Source organism: Streptomyces sp. AB3(2024) (assembly GCF_041862025.1).
GTDB lineage: Bacteria > Actinomycetota > Actinomycetes > Streptomycetales > Streptomycetaceae > Streptomyces.
In genome coordinates, this window is the sequence record NZ_JBGWAB010000061.1 from 26,428 (window position 1) to 43,835 (window position 17,408).

General features: G+C 73.7%; 20 protein-coding genes and 1 pseudogene. 16 read left to right on the forward strand and 5 right to left on the reverse strand.

Annotated features, from left to right (window positions below; genetic code table 11):
* Window position 1: 1 nt before the first annotated feature.
* Genes ACEPPI_RS23015 through hisF form a run of 5 tightly spaced genes read left to right on the forward strand, consistent with a single transcriptional unit; the run spans window position 2 to window position 2,667 of the window.
* Window positions 2–169 carry a hypothetical protein gene (locus ACEPPI_RS23015; protein WP_373917140.1) on the forward strand — a complete coding sequence of 56 codons (168 nt, stop codon included), beginning with the start codon at window positions 2–4 and terminating at the stop codon, window positions 167–169.
* Entirely contained in the window at window positions 166–807 is a 642-nt protein-coding gene (hisH, locus tag ACEPPI_RS23020; protein ID WP_266838543.1) for an imidazole glycerol phosphate synthase subunit HisH, read from the forward strand. The genes ACEPPI_RS23015 and hisH overlap by 4 nt, the downstream gene beginning before the upstream one ends.
* Window positions 807–1,532: a bifunctional 1-(5-phosphoribosyl)-5-((5-phosphoribosylamino)methylideneamino)imidazole-4-carboxamide isomerase/phosphoribosylanthranilate isomerase PriA gene (gene priA / locus ACEPPI_RS23025; RefSeq protein ID WP_373917141.1), complete on the forward strand. Its 726-nt coding sequence runs from the start codon at window positions 807–809 to the stop codon at window positions 1,530–1,532. The genes hisH and priA overlap by 1 nt, the downstream gene beginning before the upstream one ends.
* A complete protein-coding gene (locus ACEPPI_RS23030; RefSeq protein ID WP_373917142.1) occupies window positions 1,529–1,915 on the forward strand; it encodes a RidA family protein in 387 nt (128 codons plus the stop codon). Before priA ends, ACEPPI_RS23030 begins: the two co-directional genes overlap by 4 nt.
* Window positions 1,912–2,667: an imidazole glycerol phosphate synthase subunit HisF gene (gene hisF, locus ACEPPI_RS23035; RefSeq protein WP_373917143.1), complete on the forward strand. Its 756-nt coding sequence runs from the start codon at window positions 1,912–1,914 to the stop codon at window positions 2,665–2,667. Before ACEPPI_RS23030 ends, hisF begins: the two co-directional genes overlap by 4 nt.
* 199 nt (window positions 2,668–2,866) lie before the next feature.
* Here hisF and ACEPPI_RS23040 read toward each other — a convergent pair whose 3' ends face one another.
* Complete coding sequence (locus ACEPPI_RS23040) at window positions 2,867–3,499, reverse strand: TIGR03085 family metal-binding protein (protein WP_373917144.1); 633 nt, start codon at window positions 3,497–3,499, stop codon at window positions 2,867–2,869.
* A gap of 84 nt (window positions 3,500–3,583) precedes the next feature.
* Here ACEPPI_RS23040 and hisI point away from each other — a divergent pair, with 84 nt between their 5' ends.
* The 11 genes from hisI to lgt all read left to right on the forward strand — a co-directional run bounded on the left by hisI (window position 3,584) and on the right by lgt (window position 12,629).
* The gene (gene hisI / locus ACEPPI_RS23045) at window positions 3,584–3,949 is read left to right on the forward strand and encodes a phosphoribosyl-AMP cyclohydrolase (RefSeq protein ID WP_373917145.1); all 366 of its coding nucleotides are present in this window, start codon (window positions 3,584–3,586) and stop codon (window positions 3,947–3,949) included.
* A gap of 19 nt (window positions 3,950–3,968) precedes the next feature.
* Complete coding sequence (locus ACEPPI_RS23050) at window positions 3,969–5,459, forward strand: anthranilate synthase component I (RefSeq protein ID WP_373917146.1); 1,491 nt, start codon at window positions 3,969–3,971, stop codon at window positions 5,457–5,459.
* A gap of 14 nt (window positions 5,460–5,473) precedes the next feature.
* Window positions 5,474–6,121, forward strand: coding sequence for a TIGR02234 family membrane protein (locus ACEPPI_RS23055; RefSeq protein WP_373917147.1), 648 nt, complete (start codon window positions 5,474–5,476; stop codon window positions 6,119–6,121).
* 92 nt (window positions 6,122–6,213) lie between these two features.
* On the forward strand, window positions 6,214–6,465 hold the full coding sequence (locus ACEPPI_RS23060) for an HGxxPAAW family protein (protein WP_356214246.1): 252 nt from the start codon (window positions 6,214–6,216) through the stop codon (window positions 6,463–6,465).
* 52 nt (window positions 6,466–6,517) lie between these two features.
* Complete coding sequence (locus ACEPPI_RS23065; protein ID WP_373917148.1) at window positions 6,518–7,039, forward strand: DUF2752 domain-containing protein; 522 nt, start codon at window positions 6,518–6,520, stop codon at window positions 7,037–7,039.
* A gap of 181 nt (window positions 7,040–7,220) precedes the next feature.
* A complete protein-coding gene (gene trpC / locus ACEPPI_RS23070) occupies window positions 7,221–8,030 on the forward strand; it encodes an indole-3-glycerol phosphate synthase TrpC (RefSeq protein WP_030228144.1) in 810 nt (269 codons plus the stop codon).
* An 8-nt stretch (window positions 8,031–8,038) separates the two neighbouring features.
* Window positions 8,039–8,248: a tryptophan biosynthesis modulator TrpM gene (trpM, locus tag ACEPPI_RS23075; protein ID WP_266838532.1), complete on the forward strand. Its 210-nt coding sequence runs from the start codon at window positions 8,039–8,041 to the stop codon at window positions 8,246–8,248.
* 204 nt (window positions 8,249–8,452) lie between these two features.
* Window positions 8,453–9,715 carry a tryptophan synthase subunit beta gene (gene trpB / locus ACEPPI_RS23080; protein ID WP_373917149.1) on the forward strand — a complete coding sequence of 421 codons (1,263 nt, stop codon included), beginning with the start codon at window positions 8,453–8,455 and terminating at the stop codon, window positions 9,713–9,715.
* Entirely contained in the window at window positions 9,712–10,530 is an 819-nt protein-coding gene (gene trpA, locus ACEPPI_RS23085) for a tryptophan synthase subunit alpha (RefSeq protein ID WP_373917150.1), read from the forward strand. Before trpB ends, trpA begins: the two co-directional genes overlap by 4 nt.
* Before the next feature lie 95 nt (window positions 10,531–10,625).
* Complete coding sequence (locus ACEPPI_RS23090; protein WP_373917151.1) at window positions 10,626–11,552, forward strand: thioredoxin domain-containing protein; 927 nt, start codon at window positions 10,626–10,628, stop codon at window positions 11,550–11,552.
* Between the two features lie 90 nt (window positions 11,553–11,642).
* Window positions 11,643–12,629 carry a prolipoprotein diacylglyceryl transferase gene (lgt, locus tag ACEPPI_RS23095; protein WP_373917152.1) on the forward strand — a complete coding sequence of 329 codons (987 nt, stop codon included), beginning with the start codon at window positions 11,643–11,645 and terminating at the stop codon, window positions 12,627–12,629.
* Window positions 12,630–12,689: 60 nt separating this feature from the next.
* Here the strand turns inward: lgt and ACEPPI_RS23100 are convergent, their stop codons facing one another.
* From ACEPPI_RS23100 to ACEPPI_RS23115, 4 genes and pseudogenes are all read right to left on the reverse strand, one after another.
* The gene (locus ACEPPI_RS23100; protein ID WP_373917153.1) at window positions 12,690–13,505 is read right to left on the reverse strand and encodes a CoA ester lyase; all 816 of its coding nucleotides are present in this window, start codon (window positions 13,503–13,505) and stop codon (window positions 12,690–12,692) included.
* Complete coding sequence (locus ACEPPI_RS23105; RefSeq protein WP_373917154.1) at window positions 13,502–14,716, reverse strand: CaiB/BaiF CoA transferase family protein; 1,215 nt, start codon at window positions 14,714–14,716, stop codon at window positions 13,502–13,504. The genes ACEPPI_RS23100 and ACEPPI_RS23105 overlap by 4 nt, the downstream gene beginning before the upstream one ends.
* The gene (gene rbsK / locus ACEPPI_RS23110) at window positions 14,713–15,606 is read right to left on the reverse strand and encodes a ribokinase (protein ID WP_373917155.1); all 894 of its coding nucleotides are present in this window, start codon (window positions 15,604–15,606) and stop codon (window positions 14,713–14,715) included. The genes ACEPPI_RS23105 and rbsK overlap by 4 nt, the downstream gene beginning before the upstream one ends.
* A pseudogene (locus tag ACEPPI_RS23115) lies at window positions 15,603–16,652 on the reverse strand (ADP-ribosylglycohydrolase family protein); the annotation flags it as partial. The pseudogene ACEPPI_RS23115 and the gene rbsK, both read right to left, overlap by 4 nt.
* Window positions 16,653–17,408 lie beyond the last annotated feature (756 nt).

The following is a 17,408-nucleotide window of genomic DNA, read 5'->3' on the forward strand; positions in this document are numbered from 1 at the left end:
CGTGAACGGCCTCAACACCATCCTGATCGTCCTCGGTCTGTTCCTGGCCGGGGGCGTCTACTCCTTCCAGAAGCAGAAGATGCCCAAGTCGGTCGTCATCCTGCTCGCCCTCGGCTCCGTGATGTGCCTCGCGGCCGGAGTCCTGCGAATCCAAGGAATCTGGGAATGAGCGCAGCAAAGAACGTCGTCGTCTTCGACTACGGCTTCGGCAACGTCCGCTCCGCCGAGCGGGCCCTCGCCCGCGTCGGCGCCGACGTCGAGATCACCCGCGACTACGACAAGGCGATGGACGCCGACGGCCTCCTGGTCCCCGGCGTCGGCGCCTTCTCGGCCTGCATGCAGGGCCTCAAGGACGCCCGCGGCGACTGGATCATCGGCCGCCGCCTCTCCGGCGGACGCCCGGTCATGGGCATCTGCGTCGGCATGCAGATCCTCTTCGAGCGCGGCATCGAGCACGGGGTGGAGACCGAGGGCCTCGACGAGTGGCCCGGCACGGTCGGCCCGCTCAAGGCCCCCGTCGTCCCCCACATGGGCTGGAACACCGTGGACGCGCCCGCCGACAGCCAGGCCTTCGCCGGGCTCGACGCCGACGCCCGCTTCTACTTCGTCCACTCCTACGCGGCGCACGAATGGAGCCTGGAGGTCACCAACCCGGCCATCCGCGCGCCCAAGGTCACCTGGGCCACCCACGGCCGTCCCTTCGTCGCGGCCGTGGAGAACGGAGCCCTGTGGGCCACCCAGTTCCACCCCGAGAAGTCCGGTGACACCGGTGCCCAGCTGCTCACCAACTGGATCGAGACCCTCTGATGAAGACGCTTGAGCTCCTCCCCGCGGTCGACGTCCGCGACGGCCAGGCCGTGCGCCTCGTCCACGGCGTCTCCGGCAGCGAGACCTCCTACGGCTCCCCGCTGCAGGCGGCCCTCGCCTGGCAGCGCTCCGGCGCCGAATGGCTGCACCTCGTCGACCTGGACGCCGCCTTCGGCACCGGCGACAACCGCGCCCTGGTCGCCGAGATCACCCGCGCCATGGACATCAAGGTCGAGCTGTCCGGCGGCATCCGCGACGACGCCACGCTCGCCGCGGCCCTCGCCACCGGCTGCACCCGCGTGAACCTCGGCACCGCCGCCCTGGAGACCCCCGAGTGGGCCGCCAAGGCCATCGCCGAGCACGGCGACAAGATCGCCATCGGACTGGACGTGCGCGGCACCACCCTCAAGGGCCGCGGCTGGACCAGCGAGGGCGGCGACCTCTACGAGACCCTCGCCCGCCTGGACTCCGAGGGCTGTGCCCGCTACGTCGTCACCGACATCGGCAAGGACGGCACCCTCACCGGCCCCAACCTGGAGCTGCTGAAGAACGTCTGCGCCGCCACCGACCGCCCCGTCGTCGCCTCCGGCGGCATCTCCTGCCTGGACGACCTGCGCGCGCTCTCCGCGCTGGTCCCCGAGGGCGTCGAGGGCGCGATCGTCGGCAAGGCCCTGTACGCCAAGGCCTTCACCCTGGAAGAAGCCCTGAAGGTGGTCTCCGCATGAGCTCCGCAGACGTACGCCGCATCTCCTCCGGCGGCCCCTACGAGGACGTCATCGGCTACTCGCGCGCCGTCGCCCTCCCCAACGGCCTCGTCCTCGTCTCCGGCTGCACCGCGGCCGACGCGGGCGGCCCGTACGACCAGGCCGTCAAGGCCTTCGAGGTCGCCTTCAAGGCGCTCGCCGAGGCCGGGCTCGGCCCCGAGGACGTCGTCCGCACCCGGATGTACCTCACGCACGCCCGGGACGTGGAGGAGGTGGGCCGCGCCCACAAGACCCTCTTCGACAGCGTCCGCCCCGCCGCCTCGATGCTCATCGTGTCCGGCTTCGTCGACCCGTCGATGGTCGTCGAGGTGGAGGTCGAGGCGTACAAGGCGGTGGCCGGATGAGCCTCGCCGTACGCGTGATCCCCTGCCTGGACGTGGACAACGGCCGGGTCGTCAAGGGCGTCAACTTCCAGAACCTGCGCGACGCCGGCGACCCGGTGGAGATGGCCAAGCTGTACGACGCCGAGGGCGCCGACGAGCTGACCTTCCTGGACATCACCGCCTCCTCCGGCAACCGCGAGACCACCTACGACGTGGTGCGCCGCACCGCCGAGCAGGTCTTCATCCCCCTGACGGTGGGAGGCGGCGTCCGCACGGCGGACGACGTCGACAAGCTGCTGCGGGCCGGCGCGGACAAGGTGGGCGTGAACACGGCCGCCATCGCCCGCCCGGAGCTGATCCAGGAGATCGCGGAACGCTTCGGCCGGCAGGTCCTGGTGCTGTCCGTCGACGCCCGCCGCACGGCCTCCGGCTCCTTCGAGGTCACCACCCACGGCGGCCGCCGGGGCACCGGCATCGACGCCGTCGAGTGGGCCCACCGCGCCGCCGAACTCGGCGCCGGGGAGATCCTCCTCAACTCGATGGACGCCGACGGCACGAAGGACGGCTACGACACCGAGATGATCGCGGCGGTCCGCGAGCACGTCACGGTCCCGGTGATCGCCTCCGGCGGCGCCGGCAGGCTGGAGCACTTCCCGCCGGCCATCGCGGCGGGCGCCGACGCCGTCCTCGCGGCCTCGGTGTTCCACTTCGGCGACCTCCGCATCTCCGAAGTCAAGACCGCCCTCCGCGAAGCGGGCCACCCGGTCCGCTGACCCGGGCCCCCGGGGCTCAGCCCCCGGGGGCGGGGACGGGGTGGGGTGTTGGCCGGGACGTGAAACGTGATGTGTCGGCGCGCGGTGCCCTGGGCCACTGGAGGCCCGGACAGGGCGCCATAAATCATGCAGTCCCGGACGACACCCCACCCCGGCCCCGACCCCGGCCACCCCCGACCCCGCCCGGCCAGGGCAAGGGTCAGATGCCCAGTTGCGCCCGCGCCAAGCGCGACACCGCTTCCTTCTCGCCCTCCAGTTCCACCGCCGCCGCGTCCTGCCGCCCGAAGCAGAACAGCGTCAGTTCGCCCGGCTCCCCCGTGACCGTCACCACCGGCACCCCCTTGTGCGCCACCGCCGTCCGCCCGTCCGGGCGCCGCAGGACCAGGCCGACCGGGGAGCGCCGGCCGGTGAGGCGGGCCAGTTTCTCCAGGCGGGACCAGAGCGCGTCCGAGAACACCGGGTCCAGCGCCCGCGGCGACCAGTCCGGCTGCGCGCGCCGCACGTCCTCGGCGTGGACGTAGAACTCCACCGCGTTGGCGGCCTCGTCGATCTGCTTCAGCGAGTACACCGACATCCGGGGCGGCCCCGTCCGGATCAGCTGGATGAGCTCCTCGTACGGCTTGGCCGCGTACTCCGCCATCGCCCGGTCCAGGCGGGCCTTGAGCGCGTTCAGCAGCAGGCCGCCCGCCGCGTCCGGGCGCCGCTCCCGGACCACCACGTGCGCCGCCAGCTCCCGCGCCCGCCAGCCTTCGCACAGCGTCGGCGCCTCCGGCCCGGCCGCCTCCAACAGGTCCGCCAGCAGCAGGCGTTCACGCTTCGCATGGGTAGACATGCGCGACAGCCTACGGCCGGATACCGCCCCGCGCGTGCCCATCAGGCGGACAGTGATCCGTTCCGGCCCCGATCACGCGGCACAATGGCCCGCATGAGTACGTCCTCACTCGATCCCGCCATCGCCGCCCGCCTCAAGCGCTCCGCGGACGGTCTGGTACCGGCCATCGCCCAGCAGTACGACACCGGCGAGGTGCTCATGCTCGGCTGGATGGACGACGAGGCCCTGCACCGGACCCTGACCACCGGCCGCTGCACGTACTGGTCCCGCAGCCGCCAGGAGTACTGGGTCAAGGGGGACACTTCCGGCCACGTCCAGCACGTGAAGTCGGTGGCCCTCGACTGCGACGCGGACACCGTGCTCGTCAAGGTCGACCAGGTCGGCGCCGCCTGCCACACCGGCGCCCGCACGTGTTTCGACGCCGATGTCCTCCCGCTGGCCGCCGAATAACCAGTTAGGTTCCCACGCCATGGATCTTGAGACGTTTCGCAAGCTCGCGGCCGACCGCCGCGTCATCCCCGTGAGCCGCCGACTGCTGGCCGACGGGGACACCCCCGTCGGGCTCTACCGGAAGCTGGCAGCCGAACGCCCGGGCACCTTCCTCCTCGAATCCGCCGAGAACGGCCGCTCCTGGTCCCGCTACTCCTTCGTCGGCGTCCGCAGCGCCTCCACCCTGACCGTCAAGGACGGCCAGGCGCACTGGATCGGCACCCCGCCCGTCGGCGTCCCCACGGACGGCGACCCGCTGCAGGCGCTGCGCGCCACCGTCGAGGCCCTGCACACCCCCCGCGACCTCGCGGGCGGGATGCCCCCCTTCACCGGCGGCATGGTCGGCTACCTGGGCTACGACATCGTCCGCCGCCTGGAGCGCATCGGCGAGCACACCTCCGACGACCTGCGCCTCCCCGAGCTCACCATGCTGCTCACCTCCGACCTGGCGGTCCTCGACCACTGGGACGGCACGGTCCTGCTGATCGCCAACGCGATCAACCACAACGCGCTCGACACCGGCGCCGACGAGGCCCACGCGGATGCCGTGGCCCGCCTCGACGCGATGGAGGCGGACCTCGCCCGGCCCGCGCCCTACGTACCGGCCCCGCTCCCGGAGTCCGAGCTGCCCGCCTTCGAGGCGCTCTGGGGCGGCGAGCAGTTCCAGGCCGCCGTCGAGGACGTCAAGGAGCGGATCCGGGCCGGCGAGGCCTTCCAGGTGGTGCCCTCGCAGCGGTTCGAGACCCCCTGCAGCGCCTCCGCTCTGGACGTGTACCGGGTGCTGCGGGCCACGAACCCGTCCCCGTACATGTACCTCTTCCGCTTCGAGAACGGCTTCGACGTGGTCGGGTCCAGCCCCGAGGCGCTGGTCAAGGTCGAGGACGGCCGGGCCATGGTCCACCCGATCGCCGGCACCCGCCACCGCGGCGCGACCCCGCAGCGGGACAACGAGCTCGCCGAGGAACTGCTGGCCGACCCCAAGGAGCGCGCCGAGCACCTGATGCTCGTCGATCTCGGCCGCAACGACCTGGGCCGGGTCTGCGAGCCGGGCTCGGTCGAGGTCGTGGACTTCATGAGCATCGAGCGCTACTCGCACGTCATGCACATCGTCTCCACCGTCACCGGGCGGGTCGCGGAGGGCAAGACCGCCTTCGACGTGCTCACCGCCTGCTTCCCGGCCGGCACCCTCTCGGGCGCCCCCAAGCCGCGCGCCATGCAGATCATCGAGGAGCTGGAGCCCTCCCGCCGGGGCCTCTACGGAGGCTGCGTCGGCTACCTCGACTTCGCGGGCGACTCCGACACGGCGATCGCCATCCGCACCGCGCTGCTGCGCGACGGGACGGCGTACGTGCAGGCCGGAGCGGGTGTGGTCGCGGATTCGGTGCCGGAGCTGGAGGACCTGGAGTGCCGCAACAAGGCGGCGGCCGTGCTCCGCGCCGTGGGAGCGGCGAACCGCCTCCACCACGGCTGAGGGCGTAGGGGATAGTGGGGTACGTGAGTGCCGTACCCCCACCCCCCGCCGCCACCGCCGACGCCGAGGCCCCCGAGGCCGGAAGCGCCCGCCGCAGCGTGGCCGTCGCCCTGCTGCTCGGCGCGCTGGGCGCCACCGTCGTCCTGCTCGCCTCCGGCCGCGTCTGGGCCCGGGGCAGCGCCGCCGTGGGAGGCGGCTCGCTCCCGCTGACGGCGGACGGGCGGGCCGTCACGGGCCTGCCCGCGGCCCTGGCCATCGTCGGCCTCGCGGCCCTGGTGGCGGTGTTCGCCGTACGGGGCCGCGGGCGGCTGCTGGTGTCCGTCCTGCTCGCGCTGAGCGGTCTCGGCGGGGCGCTGTCCGCGGTGGCCGCCGCCGACGACCACCGGGCGCTCGACGAGCGGGCCGTCACCGCCACGGCCGACACCGCTGCCCGGGCGGCGGAGCTGACCCATACGGCCTGGCCGTACATCACGGCCGCCGGCGCGGTCCTGATCCTGCTCGCCGGGCTGCTCGCGGTCCGCTTCGGCCGTGGCTGGCCCGCCATGGGCGGACGCTACGAGCGCGACGGCAGTCCGCGCCACAGGACGCCCGCGGCGGTGGACCCGGACCGGCCGGAGGACCTGTGGAAGGCTCTGGACCGGGGCGAGGATCCCACCCGCTAAGCCCCACCCAGTGGAGAATCCGCCCGCCCCGTGCGGGACAATGACAGTGAGCGTGCGTACCGCACGCGCGACAGAGCAACGAGGAGCAACTCATGGCGGGCACGAGCCACGGACACACCCCGGCCGCCTGGACCGGTGTCATCATCGCCTTCATCGGTTTCTGCGTCTCCGGCGCCTTCATGGTGCTGGCGAACCCGCTCGGGTTCTGGGCGGGTCTCGTCATCGTTGCGCTCGGCGGAGTCGTCGGTCTCGCGATGCGGGCCGCGGGCATGGGTGCGCCGAAGGCCGCCCACCGCGACCTCGCCGAGGTCATCGCCGCCAACCGCGTTCCCGCCAAGGTCTGAGCGCGATCGCGCGGTTCGAAAGGCGCGGCCCGGTCGGGCTGCGCCTTTTGTCATGACCGGAGAGAATCAGCGGGTGGACGCCTCTCGCACCCCCGCCGCCCCCGCTCCCGCCGCCCCGCCCGGCGGGTCCGGGCCCTGGCGGCCCGTACCGTCCGGGCCGGCTCCCGCGCCGGTGTCGCGGGTCCGGCGGGCCGCCGCGCCGGTGCTCACCCTGGCCGGGGCCGTGGCGGCCTTCGCGTACGTGGGCACCGTGGACCCGAACGAGCCCGGTCACTACCCGGTGTGCCCGCTCCTGCGGTTGACCGGGATCCTGTGTCCGGGCTGCGGCGGGCTGCGCAGCGCGCACGCCTTCGCCCACGGGGACCTGGCCGCGGCGCTCGGCGCCAATGCCGTGGCCGTCGCGGGCTATTTCGTCTTCGCCGGTTTCCTGGCCCTGTGGCTGGTCCGGGCCTTCGGCGGCCGTCCGGCGCCGCGGTTCGCGCTGCGGCCGGCGTACTGGTGGGGGATCGGCACGCTGGTGCTGCTGTTCTCGATCGTCCGTAATCTCCCGTTCGGTTCCGTTCTCGCTCCGTGAAGCGCGGCGGCCCTTGCGGGGAGCCATGGGAATGCCATATTCCGACTGTCCAGTCAATGGGAAACCGCGAAGTCAGTGCAGAGCGCGTAGAGAGCTGCGGATACCATTTGAGTGCTGACCTTGCAGTGGAACGTGTCTGCAAGGCGGCCGACCGTCATCAACCCGGAAGGGGGCCGCTCGCGTGAGTGTGCTCGACGAGATCATCGAAGGGGTCCGCGAAGACCTTGCCGAACGGCAGGCCCGCGTGAGCCTCGACGAGCTCAAGGAGCGTGCCGCCAAGGCGCCCCAGGCCAAGGACGGTGTCGCCGCCCTGCGTGGCGACAGCGTCAAGGTGATCTGCGAGGTCAAGCGCTCCAGCCCCTCCAAGGGCGCGCTGGCCGCGATCGCCGATCCGGCCGGGCTCGCCGCCGACTACGAAGCTGGCGGTGCGGCGGTCATCTCCGTCCTCACCGAACAGCGTCGCTTCGGCGGCTCGCTGGCCGACCTGGAGGCCGTCCGCGCCCGCGTGGACATCCCGATCCTGCGCAAGGACTTCATCGTCACGGCCTACCAGCTGTGGGAGGCCCGCGCCTACGGCGCCGACCTCGTGCTGCTGATCGTCGCGGCCCTGGAGCAGGAGGCCCTCGTCTCCCTCATCGAGCGGGCCGAGTCCATCGGCCTCACCCCGCTCGTGGAGGTCCACGACGAGGAGGAGATCGAGCGGGCCGTCGCCGCGGGCGCCAAGATCATCGGCGTCAACGCACGCAACCTGAAGGACCTCAAGGTCGACCGCTCCACCTTCGAGCGGGTCGTCGGAGAGATCCCGCCCCACATCGTGAAGGTCGCCGAGTCCGGCATCCGCGGACCGCACGACCTGATCGCGTACGCCAACGAGGGCGCCGACGCCGTCCTCGTCGGAGAGTCCCTGGTCACCGGGCGCGACCCGAAGGCGGCCGTCGCCGACCTCGTCGCCGCCGGAGCCCACCCCGCCCTGCGCCACGGCCGGAGCTGACCCTTCCCATGCCTCCTTCCCGCCCCTCCGTCCGCACCCGACCGGGCCACGGCCCGGCCGGCGTGCCGACGGCGCACGCGCCCCTGGCGCGCGGCTGCCGCCCCCGCGGCTGCCGCGCCCCGGCCCGGCGCGTGCACGGCCGGCGGGTGCGGTACGTGATCGGCTCCGAGCCCGGTCAGGTCAACGGAATGCGATGGCGCGGCGGAGCCGCGCTGTAGACGACGGCCACCCCGGCCCGGTACGCGAAGACGTGCGGGACGGGAGGCCGCGCACGGCCCCGTGCCCGAGCCCCAGGCTCCGGCGCGGGCCGGGCGTCCGCACGGCGGCGCACCCCCAGCGGGGTGCGCAGGCCGCGGACCGACGGCGCAATACGGTGCAACCAGCCCCCGTCGCGCATTTCCGTACACGTAGGAGTAGTGGCCATGTCCACCAGCTCGTTCTTCATCCCGGACCCGGAGGGTCACGTCCCGAACGCCGAGGGCTACTTCGGTGACTTCGGCGGCAAGTTCATCCCGGAGGCGCTGGTCGCCGCCGTGGACGAGGTCGCCGTCGAGTACGAGAAGGCCAAGGGTGACCCGGCCTTCGCCGCCGAGCTCAACGAGCTCATGGTCAACTACACGGGCCGGCCCAGCGCCCTCACCGAGGTGCCCCGCTTCGCCGAGCACGCGGGCGGCGCCCGGATCTTCCTCAAGCGCGAGGACCTCAACCACACCGGCTCACACAAGATCAACAACGTGCTGGGCCAGGCGCTGCTCACCAAGCGCATGGGCAAGACCCGCGTCATCGCCGAGACCGGCGCCGGCCAGCACGGCGTGGCCACCGCCACCGCCTGCGCCCTCTTCGGCCTCGACTGCACCATCTACATGGGCGAGATCGACACCCAGCGCCAGGCCCTGAACGTGGCCCGCATGCGCATGCTCGGCGCCGAGGTCATCGCCGTGAAGTCGGGCTCGCGCACCCTCAAGGACGCCATCAACGAGGCGTTCCGCGACTGGGTCGCCAACGTCGAGGAGACCCACTACCTCTTCGGCACCGTCGCCGGACCGCACCCCTTCCCGGCCATGGTCCGCGACTTCCACCGCGTCATCGGCGTCGAGGCCCGCCGCCAGATCCTGGAGCGCGCGGGCCGCCTGCCCGACGCCGTCGCGGCCTGCGTCGGCGGCGGCTCCAACGCCATCGGCCTCTTCCACGCCTTCATTCCGGACGCCGACGTCCGCCTGGTCGGCTTCGAGCCCGCCGGACACGGGGTGGAGACCGGCGAGCACGCGGCCACCCTGACCGCGGGCGAGCCCGGCATCCTGCACGGCTCCCGTTCCTACGTCCTCCAGGACGAGGAGGGCCAGATCACCGAGCCCTACTCGATCTCCGCGGGTCTGGACTACCCGGGCATCGGCCCCGAGCACTCCTACCTCAAGGACACCGGCCGCGGCGAGTACCGCGCGGTCACCGACGACGCCGCCATGCAGGCCCTGCGGCTGCTCTCCCGCACCGAGGGCATCATCCCGGCCATCGAGTCGGCGCACGCCCTCGCCGGAGCCCTCGACCTGGGCAAGGAGCTGGGCAAGGACGGCCTGATCGTGGTCAACCTGTCCGGCCGCGGCGACAAGGACATGGACACGGCCGCACGCTACTTCGGCCTGTACGACGGCGAGTCCGAGAACGGGACCGAGGGGGAGAACAAGTGAGCAACCAGGGCAACATCGAACTGCTGAGCGCCACCCTCGCGAAGGCGAAGTCCGAGGACCGCGCGGCCCTCGTCGCCTACCTCCCGGCCGGGTTCCCGACCGTCGACGGCGCGATCGAGGCCGCCAAGGCGATCATCGCGGGCGGCGCGGACGTCGTGGAGATCGGCCTGCCGCACAGCGACCCCGTCCTGGACGGCGCGGTCATCCAGACGGCCGACGACATCGCCCTGCGCGGCGGTGTCAAGATCGCCGACGTGCTGCGGACCGTGCGCGAGACCTTCGAGGCCACCGGGGTCCCGATCCTCGTCATGACCTACTGGAACCCCATCGACCGCTACGGCGTCGAGCGGTTCACCGCCGAGCTGGCGGCGGCGGGCGGCGCGGGCTGCATCCTGCCCGACCTGCCGGTCCAGGAGTCCGCGCTGTGGCGCGAGCACGCGGCGGAGCACGGTCTGGCGACCGTGTTCGTCGTGGCCCCCAGCAGCCGTGACGAGCGCCTGGCGACCATCACGGCCGCCGGTTCCGGCTTCGTCTACGCCGCCTCGCTCATGGGCGTCACCGGCACCCGCGAGTCCGTCGGCAACGAGGCCCAGGAGCTGGTGCGCCGCACCCGCACCACCACCGAGCTGCCGGTCTGCGTGGGTCTGGGCGTCTCCAACGCCGTCCAGGCCAAGAAGGTGGCGGGCTTCGCCGACGGCGTGATCGTCGGTTCGGCCTTCGTGAAGCTGCTGCTGGACGCGCCGGACGAGCAGGCCGGGCTGGCCGCCGTACGGGCCCTGGCGGGCGAGCTCGCGGAAGGCGTACGCAGGTCCTGACGCCGGGCGGGCCCCGACGGGGGTTCTGTAGCCCGATCGAGTGGAAACGGGAGCGGGGAGGCACGCGAGTGCCTCCCCGCTTCGTTTGGCCGAACGTGAGCGAGAAGAACGACGACGGTGCGAACCGCGATGCGACGACGAAACGATCGGCCCGGGAGCGACTCCAGCAGGAGCGCGAGCGGCAGAAGACCCGGGACAAGCGCCGGCGGACCCTCATCGTCTCGGCGGCGGTGGTCGGCGTACTCGGCCTGGCGGCCGTGGTCGGCCTGATCGCCGCCAACGCCGGGTCCGGGGACAAGTCCGCCAAGGCCGGTCCGGTGGCCGCGCCGTCGGGAGCCACCGGCAAGGACGCGCTCGCCATCCAGACCGGTCCGGCCGGGGCCAAGTCCCAGCTGACCGTCTGGGAGGACTTCCGCTGCCCCGCCTGCAAGGCCTTCGAGACCAACTACCGGGACACGATCCACGATCTCGAATCCAGGGGGCTGCTCAAGGTCGAGTACCACCTCGTCACCCTGATCGACGGGAACATGGGCGGCAGCGGCTCGCTCAAGGGGGCCAACGCCGCGGCCTGCGCCCAGGACGCCGGAAAGTTCGCCGCCTACCACGACCTCCTCTTCCAGAACCAGCCCGAGGAGACCGACGACGCCTACGGCAAGAACGCCAGGCTGCTGGAGCTGGCCGGGAAGGTGGACGGGCTGGACACCGCCGCGTTCCGCGCCTGCGTGGAGGACGGCACGCACAACAGCTGGGTCGCCAAGTCGCACGGGGCCTTCGCGGCCGGCAAGTTCCGGGGCACCCCGACCGTCCTGCTCGACGGCAAGGACATCTTCGCCGACCAGGCCGATCCGCTCACCCCGCAGAAGCTGAAGGCGAAGGTGGAGGCCGCCGCCGGGGCCTCGAAGGGCAAGCCGTCCGGATCGGCGTCCCCGTCGGGCACCGCGTCGCCGTCGGCGTCGGCCTCGGGCAGGGCGTCCGGGTCGGGCGGCTCGAAGTCCCTGTCCAAGGGGGCAGCCCAGGGGTGACCGGCCGGCCTCCGCCGTGTGTGGTTTTGGTTTCAGCTTGCCGGGCGGGTTGCGGTCGGTACCGCCCGGCAGGGTAGCGTCATGTCTGCCATGACCCTTGCCTATATCCCCAGTCCGTCGACCGGCGTGATCCATCTCGGACCGATCCCGCTCCGCGGCTACGCGTTCTGCATCATCATCGGCGTCTTCGTCGCCGTCTGGCTCGGCAACAAGCGGTGGATCGCGCGCGGCGGAAAGCCGGGCACGGTCGCGGACATCGCCGTGTGGGCGGTGCCGTTCGGCCTTGTCGGCGGCCGCCTCTACCACGTGATCACCGACTACCAGCTCTACTTCGGCGAGGGCCGCGACTGGGTCGACGCCTTCAAGATCTGGGAAGGCGGCCTGGGCATCTGGGGCGCGATCGCGCTCGGCGCGGTCGGAGCCTGGATCGGCTGCAGGCTGCGCGGCATCCCGCTGCCCGCCTGGGCCGACGCCCTGGCCCCCGGCATCGCCATCGCCCAGGCCTTCGGCCGCTGGGGCAACTGGTTCAACCAGGAGCTCTACGGGCGCGCCACCGACCTGCCGTGGGCGCTGAAGATCAGCGAAGGACCCAACCGGGTCGCCGGTACCTACCACCCGACCTTCCTCTACGAATCGCTGTGGTGCCTCGGCGTCGCCGCGCTGGTGATCTGGGCCGACCGCCGGTTCAGGCTCGGGCACGGCCGGGCCTTCGCCCTGTACGTGGCCGCGTACTGCCTGGGCCGCGGCTGGATCGAGTACATGCGGGTCGACGAGGCGCACCACATCTTCGGAGTGCGGCTGAACGTCTGGACCGCGATCGTGGTCTTCATCGCCGCGGTGGTCTACTTCGTCCTCTCGGCGAAGCTGCGGCCGGGCCGTGAGGAGGTCGTGGAACCCGACACCTCCGGTGGTCCGGGCGATGTGGCCGCTGCCGACAAGCCCAAGGTGGGCGAAGCCGACGCGAAGCCCGACCTCACCAAGGCCGCCCCCGTGGACGAGAAGGGTGCCGAGGGCGCTGCGAAGGCGGATCTGACCAAGGCCGCCGACGGCGCGGCCAACGGGGCCGACAAGAGCTGAACGGGTTGTACCGGAGGGGGCGTCGCGCGGGCCGCGGCGCCCCCTCCGGCGTACCCGGGGTCAGCGCGTGACCGCCCGGCGGGAGAGGGTCAGGGTGCGGTGGGCCGCGGCCACCACGGCGGGGTCCACGAAGCGGCCGTCGGGCAGGGCCAGGGCCCCCGGGGTGGCCCGGGCGGCGGTGACGATCTCCTCGGCGGCGGTGACCTCCTCGGGCCGGGGGAGGTAGGCCCCCTCGATCACCGGGAGCTGGCGGGGGTGGATCGCCGCCCGGCCGAGGAACCCGAGCGCCCGGCCCCGCGCGCAGGAGGCGGCCAGTGCCTCCAGGTCCCGGATGTCCGGGAACACCGACTGGGCCGGCGGCGCCAGCCCGGCCGCGCGGGCGGCGACCACCACCCGGGAGCGCGGCCAGTCCAGCCCTGCCTCCGCGGTGACGCCCAGATCGGCCTTGAGGTCGGCCTCGCCGAGGGTCAGCCCGTGCAGGGACGGGTGGGCGCGGGCGATCTCGTAGGCCCGCTCCACGCCCAGCGCGGACTCCAGCAGTGCGTACAGGGCCACCCCGCCCGCCCGGTCGGCGACCCGGCCGATCTGCTCGGGGGCGTCGATCTTCGGCAGCCGCAGTCCGGCGAGCCCGCGGAGGCGGACCAGCGCGGTGAGGTCGGCGCCCGCCCAGGGGGAGCCGAGCGCGTTGACGCGGACGTGGACGGGGACCGGGGGCCGCTCGGTGAGCAGCTCGGCGGTGGCCGCGCGGGCGTACTCCTTGCGGGAGGCCGATACCGAGTCCTCCAGGTCGACGATGACGGCGTCCGCCCCGCACCGCAGGGCCTTGGCCACCACCTCGGGGCGGTCCCCGGGGGCGTAGAGCCAGGTCAGGATCACAGTGCACGCTCCGTTCGGAGGGCGGCGATCTCGGCCCCGGTCAGGCCGAGCTCGGTCAGGACGGCATCGGTGTCGGCGCCGTGCGGGCGGCCCGCCCAGCGGATCCCGCCGGGGGTGTCCGAAAGCCGGAAGAGGACGTTCTGCATGCGCACCGGGCCCAGCTCGGGGTCCTCGACCTCGGTGACCGTGTCCAGCGCGGCGAACTGCGGGTCGGCCATCACGTCCCGGACGTCGTAGACCGGGGCCAGCGCCGCCTCGGCCTCCTCGAAGGCGGCGACCACGTCGTCGGCCTTGTGACGGCCGATCCAGCCGCCGACCGCCTCGTCGAGGACGTGCGCGTGGGCGGCCCGGCCGGAGCCGGTCGCGAACCAGGGCTCCGCGATCAGCTCCGGCCGGCCGACCAGGCGCAGCACCCGTTCGGCGACGGACTGCGCCGAGGTGGACACCGCCAGCCAGCGGCCGTCCGCGCTGCGGTAGGTGTTGCGGGGCGCGTTGTTGGTGGAACGGTTGCCGGTGCGCGGCTGGACGTAGCCGAGCTGGTCGTACCAGAGCGGGTGGGGGCCCAGCACGGTGAGGATCGGCTCGATGATCGCCAGGTCCACGACCTGCCCGCGGCCGGTGCGGTCCCGTCCGGCGAGCGCCGTCATCACGGCGTACGCGGTGGTGAGCGCGGCGATCGAGTCGGCGAGTCCGAAGGGCGGCAGGGTGGGCGGGCCGTCCGGCTCGCCGGTGATCGCGGCGAAGCCGCTCATCGCTTCGGCGAGGGTGCCGAAGCCGGGTCGGTGGGCGTACGGGCCCCGCTGGCCGAACGCCGTGACGCGGGCCAGCACCAGGCGCGGGTTGGCGGCCGAAAGCTCCGGCCAGCCCAGACCCCACTTCTCCAGGGTGCCGGGGCGGAAGTTCTCGACGACCACGTCGGCGGTGGCGGCCAGCCGCAGCAGGGTGTCCCGGCCGCCGGGGGTGGACAGGTCGAGGGTGATCGTCCGTTTGTTCCGCCCGAGCAGCTTCCACCAGAGCCCGACGCCGTCCTTGGCGGGGCCGTGGCCGCGGGAGGGGTCGGGGCGGTCGGGGTGTTCGACCTTGACCACCTCGGCGCCGAAGTCCCCGAGCAGGGTGGCGGCGAGCGGCCCGGCGAAGAGGGTGGCGAGGTCGAGCACCCGGAGCCCTTCAAGTGGCCCCGGGGAGCGGGGTCCGGACCCGGGGTCACTCACAGCTCGCCCCCGGGGTCGACCTCGGCGCGGGTCGGCATCGAGTCCTGGGCGCCGGGGCGCTGGACCGAGACGGAAGCCGCGCGGGCGGCCCAGGCCAGGGCCTCCGGCATCGGACGGCCCTCCCCGAGGGCCACGGCGAGGGCCCCCACGAAGGTGTCCCCGGCGGCGGTGGTGTCCACCGCCCGCACCCGGGGCGCCGGTACGGTCACCGGCTCCCGCCCGCGCGCCGCGTACAGGGCGCCGGCCGCGCCCAGGGTCACCACCACCTCCGGCACGTCGCGCAGCAGGGCCTCCGCCGCTCCGAGGGGATCGGTGAAGCCGGTGAGGGCCGCCGCCTCGTGCTCGTTCGGCACCAGGAGGTCGATCAGCTCCAGCAGTTCCCGCGGCAGCGGACGCGCGGGGGCCGGGGTGAGCACCGTACGGACCCCCTGCTCGCGGGCGGCCGCGGCGCCCGCGAGGACGGCTTCCAGGGGGAGTTCGAGCTGGAGCAGCAGGCAGTCGGCGGCTCCGATGCGGGAGGCGTCGCCCGCCTCCAGAGCGGTGACGGTGCCGTTCGCGCCGGGGATGACGACGATGCTGTTGGCGCCCTCGTCGTCGACGGTGATGTGCGCGGTGCCGCTGGCCACCTCGACGGTGCGCAGCGCGGCCGTCTCGACCCCGGCCTCGGTGAGCGCGGAGCGCAGCCGTACGCCGAAGTCGTCCGCCCCTACGGCGCCGATCATCACCACCTCCCCGCCGAGGCGGGCGGCGGCCACCGCCTGGTTGGCGCCCTTGCCGCCGGGGACGGTGCGGAACTCCCGTCCGGTGACGGTCTCCCCGAGACGGGGTGCCTTGGGCACGTAGGCGACGAGGTCCATGTTCGTACTGCCGAGCACGGCGATGGCCGTCATGATCGGGCTGCCTCCTGGGCGGTGAGGTGGGCGAGGGTGTCGAAGCCGATGCCGTCGAAACCGGCGACGGTGGTGGCGAGGCGGTTCTTGAGGGGCGCCGTCCAGCGCTCCGGGATGCGGTCGGGGGACCCCGCCAGGATCCCCGCGACCGAGCCGGCCGTGGCGCCGTTGGAGTCCGTGTCCCAGCCGCCGGACACGGCCCGGCACACGGAGTGGGTGAAGTCCCCGTCGGCGTGGGTGAGGGCGGCGGCGATCAGGGCGGTGTTGGGGAGGGCGTGCACCCAGTGGTAGTGCCCGTAGCAGGCGTGCAGCCGGTCCACGACCCGGTCGAAGTCCGCCTCGTCGCGGGCGGTACGGATCCCGAAGCGGACGGCGTCGGCGAGGCGCGAGCGGGGCGGTACGACGGCCAGCCCGGCCCGGAGCGCGGTGTGCACGTCGGCCCGGCCGCCGGCGGCCTCGGCGATCGTCGCGGCGGTGAAGAGGGCGGCGTAGACGCCGTTGGCGGTGTGGGTGAGGGTGGCGTCCCGGTAGGCCTGTTCGGCGGCGGCGACCGGGTCGCCGGGGTTGGTCCAGCCGTGCACGTCGGCGCGGATCAGGGCCCCGATCCACTCGCGGAAGGGGTTGTGGTGGGTGGCGGTCCGCGGGGGCTCCAGGCCGAGGAGGAGGTTGCGGTAGGCGACGCGTTCGGCGGTGAAGGCACGGCCGGCCGGGAGCTCGTCGAGCCAGAGGCGGGCGAGGTCGGCGGTGGCGAAGGCCTTGCCGTGCCGCTGGAGCAGGAGGAGGCCGAGGAGGGGGTGGTCGAGGTCGTCGTCCTCGGGGACGCCGTCGATGTTCTCGGCGAGGGAGGTGGCGGCGGAGCGGCGGTTCCACGGGTGGGCGGCGAGGAGCTCCGAGGGGACGCCGCGGGCGGTGAACCAGTCGGCCAGCGGCCAGTTGCCGGTGGCGCGGGCGAGGGCGCGGATTCCGTCGAGGGGGAGCTTCTCGACGGGCTTGCCGAGCACGCAGCCGACGGCCCGGCCGAGCCAGGCGGCCTCCAGCCTGCGGCGCAGCACGGGGTCGACCCGGGGCCCTGGCCCGGGCGCGCGCCCCGGCCCCGGCCCCATCCCGGGTTTTGGCCCCGACCCGTGCCCCGGCCCCGGCCAGGGACCCGGCGCGGGCGTCGGTCCCGGTCCGTGGCTGTGCTTCGGCTTGGGACCCGCCCCGGGCCCGCGCCCGTACTCCGGCCCCGGGCGGGGCCCGCGCCCGCGCTCCGGGCCATGGCCGTGCCCGGGTCCCGGGCCAGGTCCCGGCGCGGGTGCCGGTCCTGGTCCGTGGCTGTGCTCCGGCCTCGGTCCCGGCCCGGGACCCGGTTCCGGCGCGTGCCCGCACTCCGGCCCCGGCCAGGGACCCGGCGCGGGCGTCGGTCCCGGTCCGTGGCCGTGCTCCGTCTCCGGGGCCGCCCTGTGCCCGGGCCCCGGCGCCGGCGTGTGCCCGTGCCCGGGCCCCACCCGTCCCGGCCCGTGCTCCGGCTCCGGTTCCGGAGCGGGGTTCGTCTTGGGGGACGGTTGCGGGCCGTTCGTCGGCGGCCCTGCGTCGTCCGGGCCCCGGGTCGGGGATGGGGCGGGGGGCCCTGAGGTCCGTGCACCGGGGTCCGGGGTCCAGGTGGCGCGGATCTCCGGCCAGGCGGTGGGTTCCAGCGAGGCCGACGGGGCGGGGAGGGCGGCGAGTTCGTCCAGCAGCCGGCAGGCCAGGGCGCGGAGTTCCGGTGGGGCCGGGGCGGGGGAGGCGCCGGCCCGCGCGGGGGCCGGCCGGCCGCCCGCGGC